Source organism: Paraburkholderia sp. GAS334 (assembly GCF_050436625.1).
GTDB lineage: Bacteria > Pseudomonadota > Gammaproteobacteria > Burkholderiales > Burkholderiaceae > Paraburkholderia.
On the sequence record NZ_JBNDMO010000034.1, the window covers coordinates 34,063 to 46,748 of the forward strand.

Consider the following 12,686-nt stretch of genomic DNA (forward strand, 5'->3'; position numbering starts at 1 on the left):
CGGAGGGTTGCTTCATGAGGCTGGGTGCAAGGTGAGAGGACGGCGCCGGTACAGAACAATTGTCGCGCCGAGCGCACACACAGCGGCGAAGCTCATCCAGTAGCCCGGCGCGGCCTTGTCGCCCGTTGCATGAATGAGCGCTGTCGAGATTGCAGGAGTGAATCCGCCGAAGACCGCTGTCGCGAGGCTGTAGGCCAGCGAGAATCCGGCGACCCGGACCTCGACCGGCATCACTTCCGTGAGCGAGACGACCATCGCGCCGTTGTACATGCCATACATGAACGAGAGCCAGAGAAGCACCAGCAGCATGTTGACGAAGCTCGGCGCGTGGGCGAGCAGCGAGAGCGCGGGGTACGCGGTTGCGATGGTAAGGACCGTCATCGCGAGCAGAAGAGGACGGCGTCCGATCCTGTCCGACAACGCACCGCCGATCGGCAGCCAGATAAAATTGGACACACCGACGCACAACGTGACCAGCAGACTGTCCGCCGTGCTCAGATGCAGAACGGTCTTGCCGAATGTCGGCGCATACACCGTGATCAGGTAAAAGCTCGTAGTGGTCATCGCCACCAGCATCACGCCGGCGATCACGATATTCCAGTTCTGCACGAGCGTGCGGAAGACCTCGTTCATGGTCGGGCGGTGCTGGCGCTTCTTGAACTCCTGCGTTTCCTCGAGATTACGCCGCAGCATAAAGATGAATGGCACGATCATGCAGCCGACGAAGAACGGCACCCGCCATCCCCACGCGGCGATTGCCGCCGCGTCCAGCCATTGATTGAGCGCAAAACCGAGGCCGGCTGCGACAACGATCGCCACCTGCTGGCTCGCGGACTGCCAGCTGGTAAAGAAGCCCTTTTTTCCCGGCGTAGCCATTTCGGCGAGATAAACCGATACGCCGCCCAGTTCGGCGCCCGCGGAAAAGCCCTGCAGCAGACGGCCGATCAGGACAAGGGCCGGAGCGAAGAGGCCGATCGTCGCGTAACCCGGCACGAAGGCGATCAGGATGGTGCCGCTCGCCATGATTGACAGGGTAACGATCAGACCCTTGCGGCGGCCGACGTCGTCGATGTAGGCGCCAAGAATGACCGCGCCGAGAGGCCGCATCAGGAAGCCGGCGCCGAAGACCGCGAAGGTCATCATCAGTGATGCGAACTCGCTGGCCGCCGGGAAGAAGACAGCGGCGATCTGCGTCGCATAAAAGCCGAACAGGAAAAAGTCGAACTGCTCCAGGAAGTTGCCGGCTGTCACGCGGAAAACGGCGGCGCTCCTGGAGTGCCCGGGGGACAGGGTGGTGGCGGAGGGTTGCATCAAGGTGTCTCCTGAAATTTTGAATTCGCGACGATCCGGCGGATTGTGGTTTTCTGGAATATTGGCCTGGACGCCGCGAAACGATAAGTGCAATTTTCTGAACGATTGATGTTCGGTGGTTATCAATGGGTGCGAGGAAAGCCCGCCGAAGCTGCTCGGTGCAGCAGCGACGCGGCTGGCTCACCCCGCAGCCGGCAAGGCGAACGATCAGGCCACGAAGCGGCACTCAGACGCTGGCGTGCGTGTGTCCATGTTGCGCCCGCGGTTGAGGTGATCGTCGATTTCCGCCGCGCAGCCGAGCATCCGGGGATAAAGGAAGATCGTGAACGCGGCGGTTTCCAGGTCGGACTCGCTGAATTCTCCGCTTCGCAGCGGCTGCCACAGCATCTTGAGCAGCAGGGCAGCGATCACCGCATCGACATTGACGCAATAGACGTTGCGGGAGACGCCCGCATCGAACAACGCCTGCACGAGCGAGCGATACCACGCATGGAACACGTTGTATTCCCCACGCTTCTCGCACAGATCCGCGATGAACACCTCGCGCGGGTCGTGGTTGATTGGCCTGTCCTTGAAGACCGGATGATTCACGCCCGGAAGCTTCGCTATGTCGAGGCTGCCTGCATTTTTCTGCCGTGCCTTGTACTGCGCATACCGCTCCACGGAGCGCTCGGCAAGCGACCGCAGATCCACACCATGGCCGGGGTTCGACGGATCGTCGAGCCCGCTATCCCGGAAGGCCTCAATCAGAAATGCGATGCCCTCATACCCGTTGCCGCCATGCGTGTAGCCTGTATGCGAAAGAAAGCCGACGAGCGCCTTGTTGAGTTGCACGCGCTCGGGACTTTCCGGACCGTCGGCTGATACCGCGCCCTTCGCCCCCTGCGCCGAGATTGCACCCGGACCGTTGGTGAGCAGCAGGCCGACGAGCGTCTTGAAGGCGAACAGGTCGTCAGGGGCAGGCTTGAGGTTGAGCAGCGCGGCAAAGCAGATCTCGGTAAGGCTGCGTTCGTTCAGGAGTTCGTCTGTTGCGAAGCCACAGAAGCCATCTGGACTGTGTCGCGATGCATCCGCAGAAGCGCCGATCAGCGTTCCGAACAGCATGGTCCACCAGGGCAGGCTCTCGGCAGTCACGCGCGAGATGCGTTTGCGCATGAGCGGTCCCCACGCCAGCGTCGCGGTGATCGCGGCCAGCACCGCGTCCGCCGTAGGGTGAGCGGGTCGGGACGTGATCCAGCGGATGAAAGCCGACCTGGCGCCACGCTCGGCGAGTCCTGCGAGCATCGCCTCGGCGCGCGGGTCATGGGAGCCCGTAAATAGCCGCTCCGACCCGCTCGCGTCGATCCGGCTGATGTCGAAGGTTTCATCAAGCGGGTTGGCAAGGTTGGCAGCAGCGAAGCGATCGATCAGCCATTTCGCGGCGTCCCGCGCCGCGCGCTGACGATTCGGCCCGACGATCGAAGCGGCAGCCGCCAGAATTGCGTTCGGCGCGTTGCCGGCCTCGCGAGCGGCCTGCGCCGCGGCGAGCTCCGGTGTTCCGTGCAGATTGACTGATGCGGCGATCGCGACATTGATGAGCTTCTCGTCGTTCTCGCCGCCGAATTCATGCAGCAGGGCGAGGCTTACGTTTGCTTCAAGCGAACGCGTCGCGGCATCCAGCATCGAGGTTCCGTGCAGACTGCTTACCTGCGTCTTCGCGTCCATCTGCGACGCACTCGATGCGTCCTTTAGCGCCTGACGGGGCGCAATCGCGCCGACCTGGCGATTGACCTGGAAGATCTGTTCGTTGTACGGCGCGACAGCTTCTACCACCGGAATCGCAAGGCCGGAGGGAAGGGCGATGTCCTGGTCGGAACCGAACCACGGCTTGAGCGCGAGACTGCCCTCCGGCGCGAAGTCGGGCATCGTTGCGTTGGCGCGCATCACGGCAGTCAGGGCGGCCGGGATATGCGCGATGTTCGTGACCACGGCGCCTTTGTCCGAGCAGCAGGGATCGTCGGGCGTAAAGAGGCGATCCACGCAGAACTTCTCCATGAACCAGCGTTCCTTGGCTTGCGCGTCGTCGGCGCCGCCCGCCATCGCTCCGGCGTGGCCGACTGCCCGCGTCAGCTGGCTTTTCCATCGCCCCACCACGCACGCGACGACTGGCTTCGTGAAGGCCGCGTCGGCTTCGTAGTAGCCGCCCGGTTCGCAATAGAGCACAGCGGCCTTGCTGCGCGCGTCGTTCGCGAGCGCGAAGGCGAATTCCGGCGCGGCGTAGTGGATGTAGACGTCCTTGCCGCTGGAGATGACCGTCGACGTGCCCCAGCCACTCATGCGCAGATACTGCGCGATCGTCGTGCTGAAGCCGCCCGAGTTGGAGAAGATCGCGATCGAGCCCCTGCGCAACGAATCGTCCGGATTGTCGCCGCCAAGCGCTCCGCCGATTCTCACGCGATTCCACGAGTCGGCGACGCCGAGCCCGTTCGCCCCAAAGATGTCGATGCCCGCTTGCTGCCCCATCGCGCGGATTTCGCGGGCGTCGTGTACGGCAATCTTTTCGGTGATGATGAATATCTTTCGAAGATCAGGATTGACCCGAATCAGTTCGGCGACACCGTCGCGGGCCGCCGATGGCGGCAGGTAGACCACCCCGCAGTTGAACCGGTGTCCCGCTTCCAGACCCTCGCGAACGTTGTTGTAGACGGGGATATCGCCGATCGATGTGGCTAGCACTTGCCCGCCCTTGCCCGGCGCCGTGCCGAACACGACATTGCCGCCGGAGAATGCATGACTGATGGGCGTCACGTCCGAGGATTCGCCGCCCAGGATGTTGAGGACGCACACGCGGTCGTCGCGCGTGGCGATCTGCGCGAGCGAGTTGACACCGACGAAATACTTGAACTGGTTGCTGCCTTGCTTGTACATGTCGATCTCCTTAAGCCTGAGCCGTTTCAGCGCCGATTTGGGCTGCAACCTCGGCACGGCCGCCGGCCTGCATCCATGCGTCTGCCTGCCTCGCGTACTGGATGACTTCGCTGATGTCGGAGTCGAATCCGAACAGCCGGTAAGGCAGACCGAGCGAATCGCATGTGTCTCTCAGCGCGGCCATGCCTCGTACGAGGTTCGGGCCTCCCCGGCCCAGCACGACATAGAGCGGTGTCGGGCCGTGCTCGCTGAAGTGTTCGCGAAGCGCGTCGGCCATCGCTCGCAGCGTCTCGAAGATGTCGGTGTTGTTGGACTTGCCGCCGATGATGAAAAGCACATTCGCCTGCTTGAGCCAGTGCCTGAAGCAGATACGAGCCACTTCCTTCATCTTTGCATAAGGTGGATTGCCGCCGAAATCCGACGAGATGATCGCCGCATCGCCCAGCATTTCGGTCACGAGCGAGTTGGCGCCTCCGCCGAACGTGGGGGCGAGGATCGTTCCCCTCTCGTTGATCACATACACATCGCTCTGCCCCTGGTGGGTGCGCAGCTGGTTGATCTCCTGCTCGAAATCGGAGTAGTCCGCTGCGAACAGATGAGGCGGCAGCCCGAGACGCGCCCAGCGCGGATCATCGCGATCGAAGCCGCACTTGAAGTCACAGGCAACCGGTGTGAGGCGCCCCTTCCTGTCTTCGCGCATGCGAATCGGATTCAACTCCAGCGTGGTCATGCCGAAGTCGTGAAATAGCTCCCAAAGTTTCGGCAACTGCTGAACGAGCGGCGAGATGATCTCCTTCGGCGCGCCGATCTCACTCAGCGCATTGGCGACGACGAACGCCTTCAAGCCGGTCAACGCGTCGAATGGCACCATCGCCACGTGCTTCGGGTCGACCTCTTCGATTTCCATGCCACCCATGTGCGAGAGCGTCATGGTTGGTGCACGAAAGCGGGTGGAATCGGTGATCGAGAAGTAGACCTCGTGTTTGGCCGGGACGCCAGCTTCGAACGTCACGCCATTCGCCTTCGCTTTCAGGTGGCCGACGGCATGCTTGGCGAAGTACAACCGCTCCTTTTCGGACAACGCTGTCTTGAGGTCGGTCGCGCGGCCCAGCAAGCCCGCCTTCCCCTTCTTTCCGACTCCGCCCTTGAAGACGGGCTTGATAAAAATCTGACCATGACGATCGATCAAGGCCTTGATTTCCTCCTCGCTGGCGCTCGGGTCCAGGATCTCGCTGGCCGGGAATCCGACGAATTGCAACAGGCGGGCGCCGTGCAACATACCGGTGATTTGCATGGAAATGTCTCCTGAAGTTCATTGCGATATGAAAAGGAAAACGGGTCGTGTGGCGCCGGTATTGGCAAACCGCCGGCCGGGCCATTGATCGGGCACCGTATGTGCGCAGAACAGATGCGCGGTCGTTGGCGCACGCTCTAAGCGGCGCTCGGGTGCGCTCTACGAAATCCGATGCGCGAAGACTGACTTGATCGCGAAACCGCACCGCCCGCCATGCAAGGAGGGATGTGGGCTGCCTTGCAGGCTGCGACGTGTGGAAAGGGCGGCGTCCGGGTGTGCATGTGCTTGTCTCCGATGCGTTCGACTGTCGTTCCAATCTCTCTGGTATCTTGATTGCAGATACTCACGCAAAAGGAACTACGCGATAAGTGCAATTTTTTGAAGCATTGATGTTCAAACGTTATCAATGCACTTCCAGGACCATTCACATCGGCATCCGTGCACCGATGCCGCAGCAAGCCGCCTCGCGGACAGATACGGTCAGTTCACGCAGCCATGAGTCCGAGTGACTTTTTATGCAACATTTCGTCGTGGGCACTGGCCGGCAGGCACGCCGGCCCGATCGGCTCGAAGGAGTTACAGCTCGTGATGAACTCCCGATGCTCAAGCATCTCCGACTTCGAACGCGTGCCGTTCGCGACGGCCACCGTCAGACTGAACAACCCGCGGCCAATCTGATCGAGCGTGCTGCAGCCCTCAAGAACATGCACGACGTCGACGTCCATGTCACCGCACAGATTACGGAACATCGTCGGATGCGCACACACAGTGATGACGGGTGAGATCGCGGAGCCGACCACCGGCGCGCGTCCAGTCGTGAACAGGATCCCGTGGCAACCGCAGGCGATTAGCTCGCGGATCTCCGCGTTATCGCTGATTTTCGGCAAACCGAAGGTGGCTCGCCGTCCGGCACCACATTCGAGCAGATACAGGCCACCCGTCAGCAGAATGTCGCCCGGTTTGACGATGCCGACGTCCGGCAACGCGTCGCTGTTCGCACAGGCGTCGAGCGATTTCTTCTCCTGCATCATCAGTCCGCCTCCCGCGTTACCGACCGCGAAACCGCCGCGCCCGACCGTCCTGGAGTAGCGGGTCGCCTTAGCAAGGCAGTGGATGATCGCATCGGCCAGTTCGGGGCGCGCCTCGCACGACTTTATTTCGTATTCGCACGCCGCCGTTCTATCGAACACGCATGCGGCACCCTCCGCGATCAGCATGACGAGCGCGCGGTCCACAGCCCGTTGGCGGCAATGCGGCTTGTGCCGTTCGAGCCACCGCAGATCGCACCTGTGATCAGTTCGTCGAGGCGCATTGGCACGGTGGGCTTCTCGCGCAACAACTCGCGCACATGGTGAATCCACTCGACGCCTTGCTGGATCGTGCTGCACGTGCCACCTCTTTCCTGAATCGTCAGCACGTCTACCGGACGCCCGCTCGCACGCACGACATCCGCCAGATAGTGCTTGTCCATGCTCTCGCAGCCGAGCGACACGAACAGCACCGCGCCGACGTTTGGATGCGTCGCGATGCGTTCCATCATCTTCTCGGCGTAGCGGTTCGGATAGCATCCCGGAAAGCCGATCAGATGCACTTCGGGCGCCGCATGGTGCGCGTTCGCCACGTCGAAGTCCGCGTCGCCGAAGAGCGGCTTGAACTGCGCGACGATTTCACGCGCGACGTGGCGTGCACATTCGACGAGATATGCGACCGCGACGACATTGCGGATACCCTTGCGCCCGTCGCCGCGCGGATAGCCGCTCAGCATCGGTTGATCCGTAACAGGTCGATTCATGATCGATCCCTCAGCGCACGACATAGCTGTGGCCTCCGTTGCGCGTATAGGCGCGAAGACAGTCGCTTTCGGGGTTGCGTGCATGTGCTCGCCCGTCTCGATGCCGACGTTCACGTGTTCAATTGGTGCGCCGTAGCGGATCACCTTTTCATGCGCGGCGCGCAACCGCGCTCTGCCGCCACTTCCGTATCGACGCTACGATCGTAGTGTGCCAAATCCTTCTGCTAGCTTTCACACAGGCAGGTTTTCTTTAAGGACTATCCCTACTTAGGTTAGTTAGTCCAAGGCGCGATCAATCTGATCTCACCGCTTTGGGGCAACGTGAATGTCGATGGCGATTACTCTACGGGCGAAACGCGGGAAGCATTGAACGCGAGCGGCATACCGGTCAGCACACAGACACAGACGAGTCTCGCGCATGGCTGGGCATCAGGCCCGATGTCGGCATTATCCCGATACGTGCTTGGCATTCGTTCTGTGTCCCCGGATTTCAAGCAGTGGCTCGCTAAACCACAAACCGGCAGTGGGCCGGGCCCCCATTCCCTACGGCAACATCTCGGTGAAGTGGGGCGTCCGTTCGAATCGGACTTTCGCGATGAATGTGTTTGTGCCGAACGGTACCTCCGGAACGATTGCGGTGCCCGTGACCGGCGACGCGCAGTCAAGGTCAACGGAAGAGTGGTCGCAACCGCACCGGCTTCCGTGCTGGACCCGAAGACCTCGGGCAGCGATGGCTTCGGCTATCGTTATATCGACGGCATCGCTGCCGGCTCGTACGAAATGGAGATCGGAAGCTGATGGTCGGCCTGCGGCAGTCAAGGTGATGGGCCATAGCGACCCCTTGAGCGCTCCAGCGCACTGCTGGAGCGTCTGGTCGGCCCTGAATTTACGATTTGAAGGGTAGACGGGGCGGCAGGCTGCGGCTCGACGCTTTGGCTTCAGGCGGAACGTGTTCAGGGACAAACGCACAGCCTCGCGGGCGGGATGATGGTCGTGGCGGCTTTGTCCACAGGACGCCGGATGAAGATTTTCGAATGACGGCTGTTGAGCAAATCGCGGACGTTGGAAAATCACGCCGAGACGACAGCTTCGGGTCGAGCTTGTGTGAAAACACGCCGATCACCTAGACTGGATTAACTCATTCAGCATGGGTGACCGGATGAAGCGATTCATAGAAGGTGAAGACCGCAAGCAGGTGACGCTGCTTCCAGAATGCCTCGATGATTTCGTCGCCGAGGACAATCCGGTCAGGATCATCGAGGCATTCGTTGAAGAGCTTGACCTTGGGTCACTAGGCTTCGATGGCGCGATGCCGTCGACTACAGGTCGCCCGTCCTATCATCCAGCAGTGCTGCTGAAGATCTATATCTACGGCTATCTGAACCGGGTCCAATCGAGCCGTCGCCTGGAACGGGAGTGTCAACGCAATGTTGAACTGATGTGGCTCACGGGTCGTCTGGCGCCGGACTTCAAGACGATAGCGGACTTTCGTCGTGACAACGGCACCGGCATTCGCAACGTGTGTCGCCGCTTCGTGATGCTGTGCCGTGAACTGAAGCTGTTCTCGCAAGCACTGGTGGCCATTGACGGCAGCAAGTTCAAGGCAGTCAATACGCGCGATCGCAACTTCACAGAGGGTAAGGTCGACAAGCGGCAGAAGCAGATCGAGGAGAGCATCCAGCGGTATCTGAACGCGCTGGAAACTGCCGATCGTACGCAACCCGCTGAGCTGGAAGCGAAGACCACTCGATTGCAGGACAAGATCGCGCGCTTACGCGAGCAGATGCGAAATCTCGATCAGATCAAGGAGCAACTCAAGACGCAGCCTGATGGCCAACTCTCGATGACTGATCCCGACGCTCGCTCCATGGCGACGAGCGGCAAAGGCTCGGGAATGGTGGGCTATAACGTGCAGGTGGCTGTTGACGCCAAACACCACCTCATCGTGGCTCACGAGGTCACGAACTCTGGCAGTGACCGGGCGCAGCTTAGCCCCATGGCAAAAGCTGCGCGCGACGCGATGGGTAAGACCAGACTGCGGGCCGTCGCCGATCGTGGCTACTACACTGGGCCTCAGATCAAGGAGTGCGCCGATGCGGGCATTGCGGTCATGCTACCGAAGCCGACAACATCAGGTGCGAAATACCATGGCCGATTCGACAAGGCAGACTTCATCTACATTGCGCGGGACGACGAATACCAATGCCCAGCTGGAGAACGAGCCATTTACCGTTACACCAGCGAGGAACACGGGATGCAGCTACACCGATACTGGAGTAGCGCCTGTTCGCAATGCAAAATAAAGTCACAGTGCACGCCCAGCGGCGAACGACGGATAAGTCGATGGGAGCATGAGTCGGTGCTGGAGGCAGTTCAACGTCGGCTGGACAAGACGCCTGATGCGATGACCGTGCGCCGTCGAACCGTCGAACATGTCTTTGGAACGTTCAAGCATTGGATGGGCTACACGCACTTCCTGACGCGCAGGTTGCCCAACGTAGGTACCGAGATGAGTTTGAACGTGCTCGCCTACAATCTTACTCGAGTGCTGAGAATCCTAGGCTTCAAGAAGACGATGAAGGCAATGCGGCGGGTGGGTGCGTAAGCACCCCGTAGGTCCTGAAACAAAGCCCTTAAACTCTTCGGGAACGATGGGAGAGGCTCACCTTCTCGTCGTCGCTGTGATGGCCGCAAAGCCAGCCAAACGCGCCGGCGGAAGCGCCGGTCATGCGTCGCGTTTTAATTCCATCGGGTTTCCACACAGCCTGGGTCGTGCACTGCCGCTCGGCGACGGTCAAAGCGGCCGTTCGCCCGAACTGGTCGCCCATCGTCAGCTGAGGAACCCACACCGGCCATTGAAGCCCTGAGGGACCAACGACCGCTGTGGCCGACCTCCAGCCAACCGATGTGTCCGACTGAACGGCCGTTGTACTTTGGAAGCTGCCGCCGTAGCCGTACCGGGTCGAATGTCGGCAACGGGTCGATATGGAACATTGCGACTTCTTTGCACTTGCCGCACACAACGCGACCGTTCCGCAGTTTGAGACGCAGCTTCTTCCGGGTCCTTGTGGGTCAGGTGCTTCTTGCGACGCGGAACTCGCGTGAATCCTTTCCATCGAGCCGGTCGGGTCGTTTGCCCCATCCCGTCCAGGTTTGCCCGGTTGCAGGATTTCTATAGCGCGGCGACACAGGCGGACGCCCGCGCCGTCGGGTCACGACTTCGTCAGGCGAGACGGCGTATTCGCGCATGAGTTTGCGGATCCGCTCGATCGCTGCAGCCCGTTCGGCAGCCCTGTCGCGCTGAATCTTCCCATCAAGGATGGCGAGCTTGGCCCTCAGCTCAAGATACGTACTCTCGCGCATGCTCAATTCAGATTTCTGGCAAGCTGCAGGCGTAATGTCTGTGCCATCTGCTCCAGGATGTCGGGTAGCATAACCTGTGCGTCAAGCGGCCCCTTGACCGAGTAACCGGAGCCGGCTTCACCGTCAAGCACGATGACCGCAGCGCACCGTGCGTGGGTGACCTGGAGGACATGGGCGCATGCCGCATCAAGCGAGCCGCCCGACTGACCACCCGGCACAACATTGACCTCAACGTTATCGGTCATCGTTTCCTCGGACGTGGACCGCACCTGAATTGTCGCGGTGCCTGCAACTAATACCATCTTTGACTGACCAGCCGGTTCAGGCACGTCTGGTAGGTCTCCCTCACAGCAGCCGAACGAAAGTCCAGGCGCAGGTTCTCGCAGAACATGCCGGTAACGGTTCTGGAATCAAACCGGGTTGCTGACGTGAGTGCGATGCGCTTTGCAATATCCAGCGCCTGGCTTGCCAGGTGCGCACGCTGCATCAGGTCGGCACCGCCCCCGTTTGACGAGAGCCACAGTTTGGTGGATTCAACGACGTGCTCTACGGAAAGCCACTCACCGGTCATCTCGCGTGTCAGCAGGTGCGAGGCAACCAGATAGGTAAGCAGTTCCGCGCGAGCGCGCAAATCCAGATTCAACGGCCGGCTCATCGTGATAGTCCATCTGACGCAGGTTGTGTCCCCGCGTCAATTGTAGAAGAGCATCAATGGAGAACCAAGCCATGGACGTCCCGTCGACCGGAGAGCCTGAAGGGCCGACCTCCAATTCGCAGAGGCAATCCGTGACTGTGTAGCGAACCTCCAGTGATTCTGCGACAAACGCACCGTATTCGTAGCATCGGCATCAATCGAATCGTGTGCCGCCGATCGTCGACAGGCACAAGCCGGCCATGAGCGGACATCCGAACTTGGTAAGCCGCCACCATGCGAGCGACCGTTGTCAGACAGCAAGCGGTCGCCGAGGTTAAGGTGCTCGTGTGCGCCCAACTCGCGGACTAGTCTGGCGCGACAAAACCAAACCGCCAACCGCATCAGATCTTCGGATGCTGGTTGCGCACGGGGCTCACAGACTCAAGCAATGACGCGACATGGAGGATGGTCGACTCTGCATGCCAGCTGCCAACGATCTGAACGTTGATCGGTAGACCCTCTTTGCTTGTACCAAATCGCATCGAAATGCCGGGCAAGCCGGTCACGTTAAGCGGAACAGTTGCGCCCTGGAGATACGTCGCGTCGACGGTCTGACCGTTGACGGTGAACGTGTCCACGCCATGTTTGTGGGCCGGGATTGGCAGCACGTGCGTGATCAATGCGTCGTACTTCCTGAAGTATTCGGCGTAGCCGTCTCGCAGACGTTCAGCAGCCTGTTCCGCATCGATATAGTCCTTCATGGAAGTATCGGGCAGTGACAGCATTGTCTTCGCCATCTTGTAGATTTCGTCCTGACTGCGCCCGACCGTGGCCTGCTCAAAGGCCGGCTTCAATTCCATGACGTGCAGACGGTTGAACACATCGAGAGCGAAGTCGCGCTCAAGCTCGGGAATGCGGACGGGTTCCACGAAACAGCCTACGCCACTGAGCGCCTCGGCGGCCGCTCTAACAGTGGCGGCGACTTCGGGATTGACCGGCCCGAATCCTGGCTCGACCATCCAGCCTATCCTTAATTGCCGATCCGTCGGGTGACCGAGGCCTGCATCGAACGGGACCGTGCTACTCGCGAAGGCGTCGTGTCCGTCAGGACCCGACAATTGCGAGAAGGCGAGCGCAAGGTCGCGGATGCTGCGCGCCATCGGACCCACATGCCAGAAGCGGCGCGGTGCACGCGGCCAGATGCCCGTCATTGGCACGCGTCCGTGCGTAGCCTTGAGGGAAACGATGCCCGTTTGCGCCGCCGGCCCACGCACCGAGATGGCGAGATCGGTACCCAGCCCGAGCGGTGACATACCGGCTGCAATCGCTGCCGACTCACCGCCGCTTGAACCACCCGGTGTACGCTCGAGATCCCATGGATTGTT

Annotated in this window: 10 protein-coding genes and 1 pseudogene; 2 read left to right on the top strand and 9 right to left on the bottom strand. The window is 60.8% G+C overall.

Annotation, left to right across the window (positions count from 1 at the left end; translation table 11 throughout):
• Positions 1-12: 12 nt before the first annotated feature.
• The 5 genes from P3T21_RS33325 to P3T21_RS33345 all read right to left on the bottom strand — a co-directional run bounded on the left by P3T21_RS33325 (position 13) and on the right by P3T21_RS33345 (position 7,304).
• Positions 13-1,311, bottom strand: a complete 1,299-nt coding sequence (locus P3T21_RS33325; RefSeq protein ID WP_429260189.1) for an MFS transporter — start codon at positions 1,309-1,311, stop codon at positions 13-15.
• A gap of 207 nt (positions 1,312-1,518) precedes the next feature.
• Complete coding sequence (locus tag P3T21_RS33330; protein WP_429260190.1) at positions 1,519-4,218, bottom strand: CoA-binding protein; 2,700 nt, start codon at positions 4,216-4,218, stop codon at positions 1,519-1,521.
• A 10-nt stretch (positions 4,219-4,228) separates the two neighbouring features.
• Positions 4,229-5,512, bottom strand: a complete 1,284-nt coding sequence (locus tag P3T21_RS33335) for an ATP-grasp domain-containing protein (protein ID WP_429260191.1) — start codon at positions 5,510-5,512, stop codon at positions 4,229-4,231.
• A gap of 485 nt (positions 5,513-5,997) precedes the next feature.
• Positions 5,998-6,729, bottom strand: coding sequence for a hypothetical protein (locus P3T21_RS33340; RefSeq protein ID WP_429260192.1), 732 nt, complete (start codon positions 6,727-6,729; stop codon positions 5,998-6,000).
• A complete protein-coding gene (locus P3T21_RS33345) occupies positions 6,723-7,304 on the bottom strand; it encodes a UxaA family hydrolase (RefSeq protein WP_429260193.1) in 582 nt (193 codons plus the stop codon). The genes P3T21_RS33340 and P3T21_RS33345 overlap by 7 nt, the downstream gene beginning before the upstream one ends.
• Before the next feature lie 418 nt (positions 7,305-7,722).
• Between P3T21_RS33345 and P3T21_RS33350 the strand changes: the two are divergent.
• Positions 7,723-7,965: pseudogene (locus P3T21_RS33350) on the top strand (alpha-L-rhamnosidase C-terminal domain-containing protein); the annotation flags it as partial.
• A gap of 498 nt (positions 7,966-8,463) precedes the next feature.
• Positions 8,464-9,909, top strand: coding sequence for an IS1182 family transposase (locus P3T21_RS33355; RefSeq protein ID WP_429260194.1), 1,446 nt, complete (start codon positions 8,464-8,466; stop codon positions 9,907-9,909).
• Positions 9,910-10,376: 467 nt separating this feature from the next.
• Here P3T21_RS33355 and P3T21_RS33360 read toward each other — a convergent pair whose 3' ends face one another.
• From P3T21_RS33360 to P3T21_RS33375, 4 genes are all read right to left on the bottom strand, one after another.
• Positions 10,377-10,673, bottom strand: coding sequence for an H-NS histone family protein (locus P3T21_RS33360; RefSeq protein WP_429260195.1), 297 nt, complete (start codon positions 10,671-10,673; stop codon positions 10,377-10,379).
• The gene (locus tag P3T21_RS33365) at positions 10,670-10,912 is read right to left on the bottom strand and encodes a hypothetical protein (RefSeq protein ID WP_429260196.1); all 243 of its coding nucleotides are present in this window, start codon (positions 10,910-10,912) and stop codon (positions 10,670-10,672) included. The genes P3T21_RS33360 and P3T21_RS33365 overlap by 4 nt, the downstream gene beginning before the upstream one ends.
• A 47-nt stretch (positions 10,913-10,959) precedes the next feature.
• A complete protein-coding gene (locus P3T21_RS33370) occupies positions 10,960-11,322 on the bottom strand; it encodes a hypothetical protein (protein WP_429260197.1) in 363 nt (120 codons plus the stop codon).
• Positions 11,323-11,702: 380 nt separating this feature from the next.
• Positions 11,703-12,686 (bottom strand): amidase (locus P3T21_RS33375; protein WP_429260198.1); only part of this gene is annotated, 984 nt, incomplete at its 5' end.

Excerpts from the sequence above, each read along its gene's own strand:
- P3T21_RS33330 (WP_429260190.1), bottom strand. The coding sequence starts at position 4,218 with ATGTACAAGCAAGGCAGCAACCAGTTCAAGTATTTCGTCGGTGTCAAC.
- P3T21_RS33365 (WP_429260196.1), bottom strand. The coding sequence starts at position 10,912 with ATGACCGATAACGTTGAGGTCAATGTTGTGCCGGGTGGTCAGTCGGGC.
- P3T21_RS33335 (WP_429260191.1), bottom strand. The coding sequence starts at position 5,512 with ATGCAAATCACCGGTATGTTGCACGGCGCCCGCCTGTTGCAATTCGTC.
- P3T21_RS33325 (WP_429260189.1), bottom strand. The coding sequence starts at position 1,311 with ATGCAACCCTCCGCCACCACCCTGTCCCCCGGGCACTCCAGGAGCGCC.
- P3T21_RS33345 (WP_429260193.1), bottom strand. The coding sequence starts at position 7,304 with ATGAATCGACCTGTTACGGATCAACCGATGCTGAGCGGCTATCCGCGC.
- P3T21_RS33340 (WP_429260192.1), bottom strand. The coding sequence starts at position 6,729 with ATGCTGATCGCGGAGGGTGCCGCATGCGTGTTCGATAGAACGGCGGCG.
- P3T21_RS33355 (WP_429260194.1), top strand. The coding sequence starts at position 8,464 with ATGAAGCGATTCATAGAAGGTGAAGACCGCAAGCAGGTGACGCTGCTT.
- P3T21_RS33370 (WP_429260197.1), bottom strand. The coding sequence starts at position 11,322 with ATGAGCCGGCCGTTGAATCTGGATTTGCGCGCTCGCGCGGAACTGCTT.